Genomic DNA, 17559 nt, shown 5'->3' with positions numbered 1-17559 from the left:
ATTTTTAAAGATAACTATTTTAAAATTAAAAAGTTATGATAAAATTCATAAAATCTGAAATTTAAAACCATTATTGTTAGTTCTTAAATCGCTACTTTTGCAGCGCAGACCGCCTTATCGTCGTCTCGATTCATCGGGAGGGAGGAAAGTCCGGACACCATAGAGAAGCATAGCGGGTAACGCCCGTCGGTCCCGATAGCTATCGGGATTAGGACAAGTGCAGCAGAAAGTATGTACAGGTAATGCTGTAGTGAAACCAGGTAAACTCTATGCGGTGAAATACCAAGTATATCGGCATTTAAGGGCTTCTCGTTCGTTGCCGAAGGGTAGGTAGATTGAATCCAGTAGTAATGCTGGATCTAGATAAATGATAAGGTATTGTTTTGTTGTAAAATAAGACAAGAACAGAATCCGGCTTACAGGTCTGCATTTTTTATATATTTGTGAAACTATCTAACTCGTTTTCATGAATACTGCCACTCCAAATCTTTCTTCGCAATCTAAAAAAAACCTTTTTAGAACTGTTGTAACCAATCTTACATTTTGGGTTTTAATTGCCATTATTTCTGGTATCTTGTTGGGGCATTTTTCTCCTGCAAATGGTGTGAAAATGGAATTTCTGGGCAAGAAGTTTATTCAGCTTATTTCTCTTTTTATTGGACCGATTATTTTCTTGACCATCGTTTTGGGAATTTCAGGAATGGGAAACCTAAAGAAAGTGGGACGAATTGGCGTAAAAGCTTTAACTTATTTTGAAGTAGTTTCTACAGTCGCTCTTGCAATTGGAGTTGCTGTTGCTTATATATTTAAACCTGGAAAAATTGATAAATCGGGTTTGACATTTGGAGATGCAAGCCAATATACAAATGGAGCAGCGAAGGATTTTTCTTGGTTGCAATTCTTTTTATCCAATTTTACTTTACAGGTTTTACTTGCCGCTATTATTTGCGGAATTGCTTTGAATTTTTATCAAAAAAGGGAGCAAACTATTTTGGTTTTAGAACGATTCTCAAAAGTGGTTTTCTTTTGCTTAAAATATGTAATGTATCTTGCTCCAATTGGTGCTTTTGGCGGAATGGCTTACACTATTGGTAAATTTGGTTTAGCAACTTTGATTCCGCTTGGAAAGTTGATGCTTTGCGTTTATTTGACGATGGCACTTTTTGTCTTTTTTGTTCTAGGAAGTATCTTGAGATATTATAAAATAAATATTCTTTCTATTTTAAAATATATTAAAGAAGAACTTTTACTAGTGTTAGGAACTTCATCTTCTGAAGCGGCTTTACCAAGTATTATGGTAAAATTGGAAAGAATGGGCTGCAGTAAATCGGTTGTAGGATTGGTGATTCCGACGGGATATTCTTTTAATCTCGACGGAACTTCGATTTATCTTTCAATGTCGGTACTGTTTATTGCACAATTGTATGATGTTCATTTGAGCTTTTTCGAAATTATGACCGTTATCGGAATTTTGATGATTACTTCGAAAGGCGCGGCGGGCGTAACAGGAAGCGGATTTATTGTTTTAGCATCAACTTTAACCGCTTTACATAAAATTCCAGTTGAAGGTTTGGCATTTTTGCTGGGTGTAGACAAATTTATGAGTGAAGCCAGAGCGATTACCAATTTAATTGGAAACACAGTCGCAACCATAATAATATCTAAAACAGAAAGAGATTTTACAGAGTTGAATCTGGATCCTGTCTCAGAATAGTTGTTTTTTAGGTTCAAAGGTCGAGAGGCTCAAAGGTACAAAGGATTTAAAACTTTGCATCTTTGAGTCTTTTCCTCTTTGTACCTTTTTTTAACTTTCGTCTTTTGTAGTTCGCACTAAGCTAATACCCGATGTAAAAAATACGATTCCGAGTATGCCATAAATAATAAGCGATTTTATATCTCTAGTTTCTCCAGAAGTGCCGGCAAAAATAACCGCAGTATAAATAAGTCCTATAATTCCGAGGATTGTAAGCAATCCGCCGAAAAATCTTTTTAGGTTCATGATTGTTAGATTTAAAAGTTCTTTAACAAAGTTAAATTTCAATAAGTTAATTGTTGTTATACAATTGTTTATGAAAAATTACATGATTTGCAGTGTTATAAAATGTTATTTTTATCTGTAAGAAAATAATTTTGCTTTTAGTAGGATAATATGCTTTTAATACTATTTTTGCTGCAACCAATTAATAACTAACCATGACAAAAAACTACTTGTTTTTATTTTTTTCCGTTCTTTTAATTAATGTTGCAAATGCCCAAGAGGAGGCGCCAGTTTCTGTAACTAAAAATCAATTTAAGATTAATCTTCTATTGTCTCCAGGATTTGTTTACGAACATGCATTTTCTCCAAAGAACACGCTTTATTCAGAAGCAAGTTTACTTGTTGGTTATAGAAGCAATAGTGTATACGATGAGTCCACTTGGTATTTTATTCCAAGAATTACAGAACAATTTAGATATTACTATAATTTAGAGAAAAGAGCACAAAAAGGAAAAAGAACAGCAAATAATTCTGGAAACTTTTTAGCATTACATGCAAACTATGATTTTCAATCTATTTCGACAAATAAATGGTTTAACGAATATATCCCTTCTTTTTCTGCCGGACCAGTTTGGGGACTCCAACGTACTTATAAAGGGAAATTTAATATGGATTTTAATATAGGCGGCGGAATACTTGTAGATAAATGTAAAACTGAATTTACTCCGATTGCTAATTTCAGTTTAGGCTGGGTTATTGGAAAATAGATCTTAATTCAAAATAGAAAAACCTTGAGAGATCAAGGTTTTTCTATTTTGAATTCTAAGCCAATATTTCGAACACTTTCAATCTTAATTTTTGGATCTGAATTGAAATATTTTCTCAATCTACTGATAAAAACATCCATACTTCTTCCTGAGAAATAATCGTCTTTTTTCCAAACCGACATTAAAATTTGATCTCTTTTTAGTAACTGATTATGATTGAGATATAAATATTCAATAAGGGAAGCTTCCATTTCTGTTAGCTGCTGAACATGATTTTTATTGTTAAGCGTTAAACGTTCATTGTCAAAAATATAAGAACCAATTTCGATTATATTATTTCCGTCTAAACTTCTCTTCTGTTCAATTCTTTTTAAGATATTCTGTAAACGAAGAACCAGTTCGTCAACTTCGAAAGGTTTTGCGATGTAGTCGTCTGCACCAAGTTTTAAACCAATGATTTTATCTTCTTTTAGCTTTCTCGCTGTTAAAAAAATAAATGGAATTTCAGGATTGATAGTAATTATCTTTTCAGCCAATGAAAATCCGTCCATTTTTGGCATCATTACATCAAAAATACAAATGTCAAAGGGCTGATTTTTAAAAAAATCCAGAGCTATTTCGCCGTTTTCTGCCCAAATTACTTCAAACTGATGCAGTTCTAAATATTGTTTTAAAATCGCCGCAAAGTCAAAATCGTCTTCGGCTAAGAGTAATCTTTTCAAAATATGGGAATTAAACTTTTAATAAAATAGTAAACTGAGTTCCTTTGCCTAAATCGCTAATAACGTTTACAGAACCTTGATGTGCTTTTACAATTTGATCAACATAATACAATCCTAAACCTAAGCCTTTTGTATTGTGAAGGTTTCCTTGCTCTACACGATAAAATTTCTCAAAAAGAAACGCTTGTTTGTTTTTGGCAATGCCAATTCCGTCATCTTCAAAACTGATTGAGAATTGTTTTTCGACAATTTTTGTTTTCATTGTAATCGTGTTAGAACCATATTTTACAGCATTTTCTAGAACATTTAAAAAAGCAGTTGTCAAATGAAATTTATCTAAAACCAAGATAGTTTTCTCTGTTTGAAAATTGGTTTTAAGAGTGATTTTTGGAAAAGTAATTTTAAAGTCATTTACAATAGAAAGCAGAAAATCTTCAGCGTCTATTTTTTCTTTCTGTAATTCAATTTCGTTTTCAGCCAACGAATTTGCCATAACCTGATCAATCAAATTCTGAAGGCGATTGTTTTGGCGCGAAATGGTATTTACAATCGAATTGAAATTTTCATCGTTGTCACGAATGTTTTTCTGAGCTAAAATTTTTGTCGAAATTCCTAAAGTTGCCAATGGAGTTTTTAGCTCGTGCGTAATATTATTGATGAAATCAGTTTTAACGTCGCTTACTTTTTTCTGTTTAATTAAAGCTCTAATCGCAATTACAAACAAACCAATTAATGTTGCAATCGAGAACAAAGAAAGAATCAGGATAAATGTCATTCTTCTTAAAATAATCATTTCCCAATCAATTACAGAAACATACATCGAATCTTCTGTCAGTAATTTATATTCCTCATTTTCAAAAGTGCCATTTGTTGTTCCAACATAACTTCTTACTAAAAAAGCATGATTTAATGAAGCCAAATTTCCATACAATTTATTTTGTATAAAAGGCTTTTCAGAAAAAATAGTATCAGTTTCTTGTTCGTTTTTGTAAAGAATAAATTTGTTTAGAACAATGGCAAAATCAATTTTAAAATCGGGTAAATCTTTCTCAAGTTTTCGCTTGATTTTTTGAGTGATTATGTTTTGAAATGGAGTATTCAAAACGCCATTTTTAATATCTAGTCTGCTTTTTTTTCCTTTCATGTATTTTTCTGAAAGGCTTTTGTAAAGCATCTCTTGTCTAGAAACCAAAGCCGAATCTATGTAGCTGTAATTATTGGTAATTGCGCCAATTTCGTTTTTAATCTGCGTATGAAACTGAGCTACTTTATACTCGTAAGCGGTCTTTACCAAATAGCATTGAACTGTCATAAGCACAAATAGTGCTACGACAGAAAACCCGATTAGTAAATTGATTCTTTGCTTCATATTGGTTTGAAATGATGTCTCAAAAATACAGTTTTTAAGAAACAAATAGCAGATTAACCTTGCATTAACCTACGATTAACTTTCAGAACTATGTTTTCAAAGCATTTTTGCAGCAACATAAAATCAAATTTCATAAAATGATACATACAAAAAGACTTGTAGGAGGATTATTTGCTTTCTTTTTTTTAGTGAATTGCCACGCAACTGAAATCATAAAAGAGAAGCAATATGAATTAAATATTGCTACAAAACAAAAGGCTGTTTTAATTTTATTTCCCTGCTTTCCATGCAATATAGAAAATACTAAAAACGAAGCTAAATTTCTTAAAAACTTAAAAGCCGAAGGTATAACCACATTGTTGTTGAATTACAACATGAAGCTTTATTTATCAGAGTCAGAAAAAAAAGAATACTCGTTGGCACTCAATTCAATTTTTGATCGAAATAAAATAGCAAAACAAAACATTTTTATTGGTGGTTTTTCTAGCGGCGGTAATTTGGCGCTTCTGCTTTCTAATTACCTTATTCAAACTAAAAATGCAATACAGCCAAAAGGTTTATTTGTGGTCGATTCTCCTTTAGATTTAGAAAGACTTTATATTGGCGCACAAGATGATGTGAAAAAAAATGTGAGTGAAGAAGCGGTTGAAGAAGGAAATTATTTAATACAACTGTTAAACAATGATCTTGGAAATCCGAGAACAAATATTGAACCTTATAAAAAAGCATCTCCATATTTGATTTCTTGTAATTCAAAAGAAAATATAGAATACTTAAAAGATATTAAAATTAGGTTCTATTGTGAACCAGATTTAGATTGGTATTTGACTAACAAAAATAGAACTTATGAAGAATTGAATGCCTTTCATTTAGAAAAAGCATATGATTCATTATTGAATTTAGGAGCAAAAAAAATAGAATTTATAAAGACTTCAAACAGAGGATTTGATTCGAAAGGAAATAAAAAACCGCATTCTTGGAATTTAGTTGAAAGAGAAGATCTCATAAAATGGATTCTTAACTAATTGAAGAATTTCTAAACCTAAAATCAAATTCAATAATGAATTATCTGCCATTAAAACTACTTATTAGCATTTTACTTTTTTGCCTTTCATTTTTTGCGAATGCTCAAGCTCAGAATGAAACAACTAAAGATTCGATTTCAAATCAATTAAATGAAGTTGTAATCAGTCGGGAGAAAAAAACGATTACTAATTTAAACGGAAATATAAAAGTTGATGTTGCCAATTCAGTTTACAGTACCATTCCAAATCCGATCGATTTGCTATCAAAACTTCCATCGGTTCAAATAAGCAGCGATCGAGAAAACATTTCGATTGTCGGAAAAGGAAATCCGCTGATTTATATTGACGGTCAAAAAGGAACCATAAACGATTTAAATGCTTTATCTGTTGCCGATATTAAAACAATAGAAATCATTAAAAATCCGTCTTCTAAATACGAGGCAGAAGGTCGTGCCGTAATTTTGATTACTAGAAAATGGAGTAAAAAGGACAGTTTTAAAACTGAAATTTCTGAAGTAGCTTCATTTAAAAGAAACTACAATAATTATTTAGGTTTTAATTCTAGTTTTAAAAAAGATAAAATAGAATGGAAAGCTAATTTTAATTACAATCGACGAAATCCGTGGGAAAATCATAGTTTGGAATATGAGATGCCAAAGGCTTCAATAATTTCCAATTATGATGTGACGGCAAATTCTAATGTAAAGCAATATGTTTTTGGAGGAAGTGTGTTTTATAAAATAAACGAAGACGATTATTTGTCTGTTAATATAAACGGTAAAATGCGAAACGATACTTTCGACATTAATACGTTTACTTTTAATCAAAACCAAAATCAAATAAACAACATTCTTACGTTTAGCGAAAATTCGAGTTCAAAGAATTTTATCAATTCGTTCATCAATTATTCAAAGAAAATAAAGGCTATTGATACCAAGATGTTTATTGGTTTTCAAGGCTCCAATTACAATCAGCATTTATTAAGTTTAGTGCAAAATAATTTTAATGACACTGCTTTTGAATTTTCGCAAAATCGCGATCAGAAATTTAATGTTGATGTTCTTTCTGGAAGAATCGATTTGGAGAAAAAGTTTAAAAACGATTTGAATTGGGAGTATGGCGCACTTTATTTGGCTGCCAAATCCAAATCGGATTATGATGTTTTCGACTATGAAAATAATCAAAGTACAACTTTTGAGTATTATTTTAAAGAAGCAAATTCTGCAGCGTATTCTCAGCTTTCAGGAAAGATTAAAAAAGTCAATTTTTCAGTAGGACTAAGAGTTGAAAATACCAATGTAATCGGAAAGTATAGTAATGAAAGTAGTAATTTGGTAGATAAGAATTACACTAATCTTTTTCCGAAAGCGCAATTTTCATTTTCGCTAGACAGTGTAAAAAGTATAAATGTGGATTATTCTAAAAGTATTTCTAGACCTAATTATTCTTCGCTAAGTATGATTGCAGCCTACATAAATCCATATTTTATTTATGGAAACAATATCAATTTAGGGCCAACATTTATGGATGTGCTTTCAGCTACTTTTCAATATCATGACAAATCGGTAAAGCTGACTATTTATGAAAATAAAAATCCTATTTACCAAGATTTTGTATTTGATAAAGAGACAAATGTGATGACTTTTACATCGAAAAACTTTAAAAAAGAATCGGGTTATAATATTGAGTTTACATTGCCCTTTAAATATAAATTTTGGGAAAACACCAATTCTTTAATTTTTGCAACCAATAAAATTGAAGATGATTTAGCTTTGTTCAATTCTTCCAAGACGTATTTGTATTATTATTCCAATAATACTTTTAACCTCCCAAAAGATTTCACATTTGTTCTTTCTTTTTGGGGATCTACCAAACAAAAAGAAGGCGTTTTTGAGCGTGGCGCGATGCTGATTTTTGATCTTTCTTTGGCAAAGAAACTTGGAAAAAACTGGAATTGTGTTTTGAGTTATAATGATCTGTTTAAAAATATGATTTATACCGAAAAATTTACGATCAACGCTATTAGTTCAAAAGTGCGATATTTGGGTGATGCAAACGAAATTTCTATTGCTGTTCGTTATTCTTTCGGGAAAGTAAAAGATTCTGAATTTAAGCAAAAGAGCGTAAATGAAAGCGAAAATAGAATAAGATAAAATAAAAAATCCCTTGATTCTCAAGGGATTTTTTTATGTTTTAGAAAGATCGTTATCCTTCGTCTTCTTCGGTTTCTTTTTTAGTAATATCATCATGAGGCAATTCTTCATCATCATCGGTTGAATTTAGTTCGAAGAAACTAAAAAAAGAACCGCCGTAACTTTTCTGAAAAGAAAAATTACTCATGTGATCCAATTTGGTGTATTTTGAATGCTCGATAATCATCATTCCATCATCTTCCAATAAATCTCTTTCGAAAACGGTTAGAACAATTTTTTCAAAAGTAGCCTGATCCAATCCGTAAGGCGGATCAGCAAAGATGATATCGTAAGTTGTTTTAGAATTTTCTAAAAATTTAAAAACATCGCTTTTCGTTGCAGCAATATCAAAATCATATTCAGAAGAAACTTGTTTGATAAATTTAACGCATCCAAAATCTCCATCTACAGACGTAATAGGTGCGCTTCCGCGTGAAGCAAATTCATAACTGATGTTTCCTGTTCCCGAAAAAAGATCTAAAACCTTTAAACTGTCAAAATTAAAATGGTTATTCAAAACATTAAACAATGCTTCTTTACTCATGTCAGTCGTTGGCCTTACAGGTAGATTTTTTGGCGGAAAAATTCTGCGTCCTTTGTATTTTCCTGAAATGATTCTCATGATTGAAATAAGATATAATGTTTTTGATTTTGAGCGGTTGTAAAACTATTTCTTTCTTTTAGTTTTGAAACGTCTATAAAAGAAATATGGCGCACATATTTGTAAGCTATAGCATAAAACGGATCGTTTTCTGTAATAGTTCCTAAAAGTTCTAATTTGAAACTTTCGGGATTCATACTCATTTGCTCAGCCGTAAATAAAATATAGTAGATAAAATCTTCTGGAGTATTGTATTCGAATGAATTAAAAAGCAAAAGTTTTTGATTTTGCACAACGATTATTTCGAAATTTCCTGGATTAAAATTGACGATCATTTTCTTATCGTCGTTGTTTCGTGAGCCATCCAAGATTTTTTCGACCAAAATACTATTGGCATGTTTATAATCAAAAGAGCCTACATTGTCAATTAGAAAATTGTTTATGTTCACAAACGGAATATAAACCGAATTCATTTGATAATTTGGGATTTGATCAAAAGTAAAATGATCTGTTTCGAATACTTTCGAAGTATATTGCAAGTAACTTCCTAAATAATTTTCGTCAAACAAAGCAGTCGGAACAAAAGTAGAAAGGTTATTGTTGTGAATAACCATTACTTCATCGTAATTGTTTTTTAATTCAGGATTATTTCTGAAAGCTTCATTGAATAAATCTTCAATTCGAGATGTTTTGTTAGTAGTATCAAACTTTATTTCTTTAAAAGAAGTAATGATATTATTTAAAGTATCAAAACAGCAATATGAAAATCCAGTCAGAGAAACCTGAATAGAAAGTTTCCTGTAATTTTTTGAAGTAATGTTAGTATTTTGTAATGACATAGTTGATTTACAATTCGTTACCTGTTTTAAATCAAGAAAGAATTTAAGCGACCACAAACTTACAAATTAAAAAGGAACAATTATAATTGCAATTTCAAAAAACAATTTGGATTTGAGTTTAAAACAAGGTTAAGAAAAGGTTTATTTAATTGAAAATTAATTAGTTATATTTTGTTTGGGTGCTAATTGATTGTTTTTTGCTATTTATTGCAATTACTATTGAATTTTGAAATTGCCATTGCCATTAAAAAAAGCGAACTTTGTATTTCAATATCACTTTATGAATTCTGCACAGTTTTACGGTACTTTACAAAAACGATTTCCTTTTGCTCCAACTTACAAACAGGATATTTTTTTTCAGAAAATTGCAATCTTCCTAACCGAACCTCAAAACGACACGATTTTCGTTTTAAAAGGATATGCGGGAACAGGAAAAACTACCGTTATTTCTACCATCGTTAATAATCTTGGCGATATCAACAAAAAATATGTTTTGTTGGCGCCAACGGGACGAGCGGCAAAAGTAATTGCCAATTATTCAAATAATCCAGCATTTACAATTCATAAAAAAATCTATTTCCCGAAGAAATCATCTGGTGGTGGCGTGGCTTTTACCAAACAAGTAAATAAACATAAAAACACCATTTTTATCGTCGACGAGGCTTCGATGATTTCAGATAGCACATTAGACAGTGGATCGCTTTTAGACGATTTGATCAATTATGTTTATTCTGGAAACAATTGCAAAATGATTCTTTTGGGAGATACAGCACAGTTACCTCCAGTAAATTTAGATATAAGTCCAGCGCTTGACATTCAGACTTTGGGAATTCATTATGATAAAGAAATTGAACATATCGAGTTGGACGAAGTAATGCGTCAGGAAGAAAGTTCGGGAATTTTATACAATGCTACTGAATTGCGTGAATTGCTGAAAGAGAGTTTTATAACAGAATTTAAATTCAACGTAAAGAAGTTTAAGGATATCGTTCGACTTACTGATGGTTACGACATTCAAGACGCGATTAATACAGCATACAGTAATTATAGTATTGAAGATACTGCTTTTATTGTCCGTTCTAATAAACGCGCAAATCAATATAATGAGCAAATTAGAAGTCGAATTTTATTTAAAGAAAGCGAACTTTCGGTTGGTGACTTTTTAATGGTTGTAAAAAACAATTATTTCTGGCTGAAAGAAACCGATGAAGCTGGATTTATTGCCAACGGAGATATTATTGAAGTTTTAGAACTTTTCGGAATCAGAGAATTATACGGGTTTAAGTTTGCGAAAGTAAAAATCAGAATGGTCGATTATCCAGAGCAAAAACCTTTTGAAACGGTTTTAATTCTAGATACTTTAACAAGCGAATCGCCTTCTTTAACTTATGAAGAATCAAATCGTTTGTACGAAGAAGTAATGAAAGATTATGAAGATGAGCCGACTAAATACAAGAGATTTCAGAAGGTAAAAGAAAACGAATATTTTAACGGATTACAAGTTAAATTCTCTTATGCCATAACGTGTCATAAATCGCAAGGTGGGCAGTGGAATACTGTTTTTATTGAACAGCCATTTCTTCCAAACGGCATTGATACTGATTATATTAGATGGCTTTATACCGCTATGACACGTGCCAAAAATAAGCTATATTTGATAGGCTTTAAAGACGAGAGTTTTGAAGAGTAATTGTCTGCCACGAATTTCACGAATTAGCACGAATTTTTTAAAAGTTAGGTAAATTAGTGTAATTCGTGAAATTCGTGGCAGAAAAAAAGTTTTAGCAAATGACAACACTAAACGACTTACATTCGATTTCATCAACGTTTTCGAATACCGATAAAATGCCAGTTCTATTTTTAGGCCACGGTAGCCCGATGAATGCTATTGAAGAAAATCAGTTTGTGACGGGTTTTCGTAATTTGGCAAAAACACTTCCGCAACCCAATGCTATTTTATGCGTTTCGGCGCATTGGTTTACAAAGGGAACAAAAGTGACTTCTATGGAAATGCCAAGAACTATTCATGATTTTGGAGGTTTTCCGCAGGCGCTTTTTGATGTGCAATATCCCGCAAAAGGGAGTCCAGAATTAGCTGTTGAAACGCAAAAGATGCTAAATCCAGTTATGGTTGAATTAGATGAACATTGGGGGTTGGATCATGGAGCTTGGAGTGTTATCAAGCATTTATACCCAAATGCAGATGTTCCAGTAATTCAGTTGAGCATTGATTATACAAAATCGGGTCAATACCATTTTGAATTGGCTCAAAAACTGCAGGCGCTTCGCTACAAAGGTGTTTTAATTATCGGAAGCGGTAATATTGTCCACAATCTTAGAATGGTCGATTTCAGAAATTTTGATAAAGACAATTATGGTTACGATTGGGCAATTGAAGCTCGCGAAATTGTAAATAATTATTTGTTAGATGGAAATTTTCAGCCTTTAATAGATTTTGAAAAATTAAATAAAGCCGTTCAATTGGCAGTTCCAACTCCAGAGCATTATCTCCCGTTATTGTATACTTTGGGCCTAAAGGATAAAAAAGATGAATTAGATCTGTTTAATGACAAATTATTAGCAGGTTCTTTAAGTATGACATCTGTAAAGATTGTTTAATTTACTTTACAAATCTTTGTGCAATAGATATAACACAAAGATTCGCAAAGTTTTTTCGCAGAAATTCGTTAAGATTATTTTTCCTTTTTCAAATTATAAGCATATAAATAACCGTCTGCGCTTCCGTAAAAAATCACATTGTTATTGATAAATGGAGAAGAAACAATTGGGCCTAATTTATAAAATTCATCCATTATTCTTTTGTTTTCAGAATAAATAGATAAGTCAGCTTGTTTTGCCACGAATCCAAAATCTAATAGATTATTATTGAGAATACTTTCAGCATATTTATTTCTGTTTTCTGTCGAAATAGTATTCGATTCTTTTCCGTCAGAAAGAAGATTCAAGTCGAAGAAATTTCCGGTAAAATCTCCAAAATAAATTGTGTTTCCGGCAATTGCAGGAGAAGAGTAAACATATCCGTTACCTTTAAAACGGTATTTTTCTTTTCCCGTTTTTGCATCTAAAGCCAATAAAGCATAAGTATCTGAGGTTCCCACATAAACAGTATTGTTCTTAATAACGGCAGAACTTAAGATCCATGAATTTTCAGCATTATACTTCCAAATTACTTTTCCTGTAGCAGCATCAAGTGCAAAGAAATAAGGATCTCTAGCGCCAAAATAGACTATGCCATCAGAAACCTCTGCTGACGCTTGAATTCCTGTAAAGCCAGTCTTAATTTCGGTAGAAAACTTCCATTTTTCTTTTCCTGTTTTTGCATCTAAAGCATAAAAAATACCATCCCAACCGCCAAAATAAACGGTACTTTTATCTAGAACAGGAGTGCTATGTATTGCTGCCTTTGTCTGGAAATTCCATTTTAAACTTCCATTTTTAGCGTCAACGGCATATATATTTCCATCACTACTTCCCAAAATTGCCAATGCCGATTTATTGTCTAGGTAGATAACAGGTGTCGAAAGATAAAAATCCCATAAATCAGCCATAAGTAAATCGCTTGGTTTCATTCCCCACATTCCGATTTCGCTGTACCAATGTTCGCCCTTGGTTTTAAAACGCCAGATTTCTTTTCCTGTTTTGGCATTTACAGCATAATAATGTCCATCAAAACTTCCAAAATAGACAATGTCATTGTAAAGGCTTGCTGAGCTATGAACAGCGCCACTGGTTTTAAATTTCCATTTTAGAGTTCCAGATTTTTCATCTATAGCATAAAAATAACCATCTTCGCTACCAATATAAACTGTTTCGTTTTGTACAATTGGAGAAGAAAAGATTTTTCCTTCAGTCTTGAATTTCCATTTTAAATCTTGAATAGGTTGATATCCCTTTCCAGGAAAAATCCGATTTGAGAATGGATTTAAAATGTCCGATTTGTTCTGAGAAAAAGTATTAGAAGTAAAAATTAAAAAGAAATAGAGCAGGAGTAAGGTAAAGTTTTTCTTCATGTTTTTTCTTATAAAAGTAAAAATATTATAAGATATTAAAATGCAATGCGTTAAGAAATATGTTATAAATATATTTTAGAAAGCTCCTGATGTATAGTATATTTGTTATGATATGGAAATAGTAAACGAAAACGTCAAAGTTTATCAGTCATCAAAAAAAGATCAATTTATATTTTTTGCAATTGTTGCATTGCTAATAATTTTATTTTCTGCATTTAGCGGTTCGATAATAGCAGTGGTCTTTTGGTTTGTATTTTTTTTGCTTTGTGGTACATTAGCATTTGTTGCTTCAGTAAATTTAAAATTTACAATAGATTCTGAAAAAGAAGTAATTACTATTGAAAAAATAAATTTTCTAGGAAATGTAGTAGAAATAAAAGAGTATCCATTGAATCGATATTATTTTGAAAGAAGATTTGTAAAGATGTATAAAAATCGAAAAAAAGATTGTTTTTCGTTTAGTGACAGTAGTTATGAAGGTGGAGAATTGTATTATAATAAAGAATTTTATACAGATGATTATATTATAGAAGGACTTCCGAAAAAGATGGTGCGAGTAATAGAAAACGATATTCAAAAAATGCAAGATAAAAAAGGTCAAGTTTTATCTATAAATTCAAAATTGATAAATAATTAAAAAATGAAAATAATATCTGTAATTCCGGCACGATATGCTTCAACTCGTTTTCCTGCTAAGTTAATGCAGGATTTGGGAGGTAAAACAGTAATCCTGAGAACTTATGAAGCAGCAGTTTCGACAAATTTGTTTAATGATGTTTTTGTCGTAACCGATTCTGATTTGATTTTTGACGAAATTGTTTCTAATGGCGGAAAAGCCATTATGAGTATTAAAGAACATGAATCTGGAAGTGATCGAATTGCAGAAGCCGTTGCGAATTTGGATGTTGATATTGTAGTGAATGTGCAAGGTGACGAGCCTTTTACAGAAGCGGGACCATTAGAACAGGTTTTATCGGTTTTTAAAAATGATGCAGACAAAAAGATTGATTTGGCTTCGCTAATGCGTGAAATATCAGATGAAGAGGAAATCAATAATCCGAATAATGTAAAAGTAGTGGTAGATCAATCACAGTTCGCCTTGTATTTTTCGCGTTCTGTAATTCCGTATCCAAGAGAGAAAAATGTTGGAGTGAGATACTTTCAGCATATCGGAATTTATGCTTTTAGAAAACAAGCTTTATTAGACTTTTACAGCCTCCCAATGAAATCTTTAGAAGCTTCTGAGAAGTTGGAGCAGTTAAGATATTTAGAATTCGGAAAACGCATTAAAATGGTTGAAACAACGCATGTTGGAATTGGGATTGATACAGCAGAAGATTTGGAGAGAGCGAGAGCTATGCTGAAGGATCTTTAATTAATTTGAGTAACATTATCTACAATCTTGTCATTTCGACGAAGGAGAAATCTCTGTAAGTGGCTCGACAAAGATTGATTTGCATTGCGGAGATTTCTCCTTCGTCGAAATGACAAAACTGTGTGTTTACTTTGGGTAAAAAAAAACGCTCCAAAATCTTGGAGCGTTTTTAGTATCTAAAATTCTTAATTACTGGTATAAAGCTGGATATTTAGAAGGATTTACTTCGTGCATCATGTCGTAAACTTTTTCGTAAATATCTTCAGCTGAAGGTTTAGAGAAATAATCACCATCAGTTCCGTATGCTGGTCTGTGTGCTTTTGCTGCCAAAGTCTGTGGTTTACTGTCTAGGTGTTTATATGCATCTTGTTCTTCTAAGATCTGCTGTAAAATAAATGCTGAAGCTCCACCAGGAACATCTTCGTCAATTACTAATAGACGATTTGTTTTGGCGACACTTTTTACAATGTCCTTGCTAACATCAAATGGAAGTAAAGATTGAATATCAATAACTTCACATTCAATTCCTTTTTCTGCTAATTCATTAGCAGCTTGCATAACCAATCTTAAAGTTGAACCGTAAGAAACCAAAGTAATATCAGAACCGTCTCTTAAAGTTTCTACAACACCAATTGGTGTTTTAAATTCACCAAAGTTTAGCGGTGTTTTTTCTTTTAAGCGGTATCCATTTAAACATTCAATAACCAAAGCAGGTTCATCACATTCTAACAAAGTGTTATAAAAACCAGCTGCCTGTGTCATGTCTCTTGGAACCAAAACGTGAATTCCGCGAATTGCATTGATAATCATTCCCATAGGAGAACCAGAATGCCAGATTCCTTCCAAACGGTGACCACGAGTTCTAATGATTAATGGTGCCTTTTGTTTTCCAACCGTTCTATATTGTAAAGTAGCTAAATCGTCACTCATGATCTGAATAGCATACAGTAAATAATCTAAATACTGAATTTCAGCAATTGGGCGTAAACCTCTTAAAGCCATTCCGATTCCTTGACCAATAATAGTCGCTTCACGAATTCCGACATCGGCAACACGAAGTTCTCCGTATTTTTCCTGCATGCCTTCTAAACCTTGATTTACGTCTCCAATGTTTCCTACATCTTCACCAAAAATTAAAGTTTCAGGATATTTTGCAAATAAAGCATCAAAGTTATCACGCAAAATCATTCTTCCATCTAAATCTGGTTTTGCATTTTCTGCATATTTAGGAAGAACTTTTTCTACTGAAAATATATTTTGAGCAGATTCAGAATGCTGATTACTGCTGAATTTCTGTTGAGTTTCGTTTAGGAAATTTGTAATCCAATTAGATAAAAGAACCTTACTGTTTGGAACCTCAATAAAACGAAGAATCTTTCTAGCGTAAACTAATAATTCCTTTTTTAAAGGTGCTTTAATCGCGGCTAATTCAGAAATTAATTTTTTGATTCTTTCTTTATGGTTGATGCTTGCTTCAGCAATTTGCTCCAATAAAGCTAAAAGATTTTTTTGCTCTTCGATAATTGGATTAATAAAAGCATTCCAAGCCTCTTTTTTAGCTTCTAAAACTTCTTTCTTTAATTGAAAATCAAGTTCGGCCAATTCTTCTGGAGAAGCAATATTAATAGCAATCATCCACAAACGCATTTGGCGAATACAGTCAAAATCTCTTTCCCAAGCCAATCTTTCTGCACTTTTGTAACGTTCATGAGAACCAGAAGTAGAGTGGCCTTGAGGCTGTGTTAATTCGTTTACATGAATTAAAACAGGAATATGTTCTTCACGTGCAATTGCTCCAGCTCTTTCATATGTCGAAACTAGTTCAGCATAATCCCAACCTTTTACTCTAAAGATTTCGTAACCTTTAGAATCTTCATCGCGTTGGTATCCTTTTAAAATTTCAGAAATATTTTCTTTTGTAGTCTGATGTTTAGCATGAACAGAAATTCCGTATTCATCATCCCAAACACTCATAACCATCGGAACCTGTAAAACTCCCGCAGCGTTTATCGTTTCAAAAAATAAACCTTCAGAAGTACTTGCGTTACCAATTGTTCCCCAAGCTACTTCATTTCCATTAACAGAAAATTTATCTTTAATTGTGATTCCGTCAACCTCTCTGTATATTTTAGATGCTTGAGCCAAACCTAATAATCTAGGCATTTGCCCTGCTGTTGGCGATATGTCTGAACTCGAATTTTTTTGTTTAGTTAAGTCTTTCCAAGAACCGTCTTCGTTTAAACTATGCGTTACAAAGTGTCCGCCCATTTGTCTTCCCGCAGACATCGGATCAAAAGCTAAATCGGTATGACCGTATAGACCGGCAAAAAATTGTTTTGCATTTAGTTCACCGATAGCCATCATAAAAGTTTGGTCGCGGTAGTATCCAGAACGGAAATCTCCGTTTTTAAAAGCTTTTGCCATTGCTAGCTGCGGAACTTCTTTTCCATCGCCAAAAATTCCAAATTTAGCCTTTCCTGTTAATACTTCTTTTCGACCTAAAAGACTACATTCGCGGCTTGTTACAGCAATTGTATAGTCATTCAATACCTCAGTTTTGAAATCTTCAAATGTCAGTGTAGTATTGGTTTTTTCTTTTATCATAATCTTGTAGGGTCATGTTATTTATGTCGCGAAATTACTTAAAAACAATCAATAAT

15 protein-coding genes and 1 other RNA gene are annotated in these 17559 nt (G+C 32.2%); 9 read left to right on the top strand and 7 right to left on the bottom strand.

The genetic code is table 11. From position 1 onward, the window contains the following. Positions 1–101: 101 nt before the first annotated feature. An RNA gene (gene rnpB, locus JC605_RS11150) (RNase P RNA component class A) lies at positions 102–435 on the top strand. A gap of 31 nt (positions 436–466) precedes the next feature. Next, positions 467–1714: a cation:dicarboxylate symporter family transporter gene (locus JC605_RS11145; RefSeq protein ID WP_198856263.1), complete on the top strand. Its 1248-nt coding sequence runs from the start codon at positions 467–469 to the stop codon at positions 1712–1714. 90 nt (positions 1715–1804) lie between these two features. On the opposite strand, the gene JC605_RS11140 is transcribed toward JC605_RS11145, so the two are convergent. Next, a complete protein-coding gene (locus JC605_RS11140; RefSeq protein WP_111377225.1) occupies positions 1805–1999 on the bottom strand; it encodes a hypothetical protein in 195 nt (64 codons plus the stop codon). Positions 2000–2193: 194 nt separating this feature from the next. On the opposite strand from JC605_RS11140, the gene JC605_RS11135 reads away from it, so the two are divergent. Next, entirely contained in the window at positions 2194–2745 is a 552-nt protein-coding gene (locus JC605_RS11135) for a hypothetical protein (RefSeq protein WP_198856262.1), read from the top strand. A gap of 32 nt (positions 2746–2777) precedes the next feature. Here JC605_RS11135 and JC605_RS11130 read toward each other — a convergent pair whose 3' ends face one another. Next, positions 2778–3467 (bottom strand): response regulator transcription factor, encoded by a 690-nt coding sequence (locus tag JC605_RS11130; protein ID WP_198856261.1) that lies wholly within the window; start codon positions 3465–3467, stop codon positions 2778–2780. A 10-nt stretch (positions 3468–3477) separates the two neighbouring features. Then, on the bottom strand, positions 3478–4836 hold the full coding sequence (locus JC605_RS11125; RefSeq protein ID WP_198856260.1) for a sensor histidine kinase KdpD: 1359 nt from the start codon (positions 4834–4836) through the stop codon (positions 3478–3480). A 137-nt stretch (positions 4837–4973) separates the two neighbouring features. Here JC605_RS11125 and JC605_RS11120 point away from each other — a divergent pair, with 137 nt between their 5' ends. Together JC605_RS11120 and JC605_RS11115 are read left to right on the top strand one after the other, a co-directional pair. Then, entirely contained in the window at positions 4974–5861 is an 888-nt protein-coding gene (locus tag JC605_RS11120) for a hypothetical protein (RefSeq protein WP_198856259.1), read from the top strand. Positions 5862–5896: 35 nt separating this feature from the next. Then, positions 5897–8014, top strand: coding sequence for a TonB-dependent receptor domain-containing protein (locus JC605_RS11115; RefSeq protein WP_198856258.1), 2118 nt, complete (start codon positions 5897–5899; stop codon positions 8012–8014). Positions 8015–8066: 52 nt separating this feature from the next. On the opposite strand, the gene JC605_RS11110 is transcribed toward JC605_RS11115, so the two are convergent. Beyond that, positions 8067–8675 (bottom strand): RsmD family RNA methyltransferase, encoded by a 609-nt coding sequence (locus JC605_RS11110; protein ID WP_198856257.1) that lies wholly within the window; start codon positions 8673–8675, stop codon positions 8067–8069. Continuing rightward, positions 8672–9493, bottom strand: a complete 822-nt coding sequence (locus tag JC605_RS11105; protein ID WP_198856256.1) for a DUF3822 family protein — start codon at positions 9491–9493, stop codon at positions 8672–8674. Before JC605_RS11105 ends, JC605_RS11110 begins: the two co-directional genes overlap by 4 nt. 280 nt (positions 9494–9773) lie before the next feature. On the opposite strand from JC605_RS11105, the gene JC605_RS11100 reads away from it, so the two are divergent. Then, positions 9774–11183, top strand: a complete 1410-nt coding sequence (locus JC605_RS11100) for an ATP-dependent RecD-like DNA helicase (RefSeq protein ID WP_198856255.1) — start codon at positions 9774–9776, stop codon at positions 11181–11183. A gap of 98 nt (positions 11184–11281) precedes the next feature. Further along, a complete protein-coding gene (gene ygiD / locus JC605_RS11095) occupies positions 11282–12112 on the top strand; it encodes a 4,5-DOPA dioxygenase extradiol (RefSeq protein ID WP_198856254.1) in 831 nt (276 codons plus the stop codon). Positions 12113–12186: 74 nt separating this feature from the next. Here ygiD and JC605_RS11090 read toward each other — a convergent pair whose 3' ends face one another. Beyond that, a complete protein-coding gene (locus tag JC605_RS11090) occupies positions 12187–13524 on the bottom strand; it encodes a PQQ-binding-like beta-propeller repeat protein (protein ID WP_198856253.1) in 1338 nt (445 codons plus the stop codon). Between the two features lie 112 nt (positions 13525–13636). Between JC605_RS11090 and JC605_RS11085 the strand changes: the two genes are divergently transcribed. Then, positions 13637–14161: a hypothetical protein gene (locus JC605_RS11085; RefSeq protein WP_198856252.1), complete on the top strand. Its 525-nt coding sequence runs from the start codon at positions 13637–13639 to the stop codon at positions 14159–14161. A gap of 3 nt (positions 14162–14164) precedes the next feature. Continuing rightward, on the top strand, positions 14165–14899 hold the full coding sequence (gene kdsB / locus JC605_RS11080) for a 3-deoxy-manno-octulosonate cytidylyltransferase (protein ID WP_198856251.1): 735 nt from the start codon (positions 14165–14167) through the stop codon (positions 14897–14899). A gap of 189 nt (positions 14900–15088) precedes the next feature. Here kdsB and JC605_RS11075 read toward each other — a convergent pair whose 3' ends face one another. Beyond that, on the bottom strand, positions 15089–17503 hold the full coding sequence (locus JC605_RS11075; protein ID WP_198856250.1) for a thiamine pyrophosphate-dependent enzyme: 2415 nt from the start codon (positions 17501–17503) through the stop codon (positions 15089–15091). Positions 17504–17559 lie beyond the last annotated feature (56 nt).

The organism is Flavobacterium sp. IB48 (assembly GCF_016405855.1).
Classification (GTDB): domain Bacteria; phylum Bacteroidota; class Bacteroidia; order Flavobacteriales; family Flavobacteriaceae; genus Flavobacterium; species Flavobacterium ginsengisoli.
The sequence above is the reverse complement of the archived record's forward strand: the minus strand, read 5'-3'. Positions and strand labels throughout refer to the sequence as shown.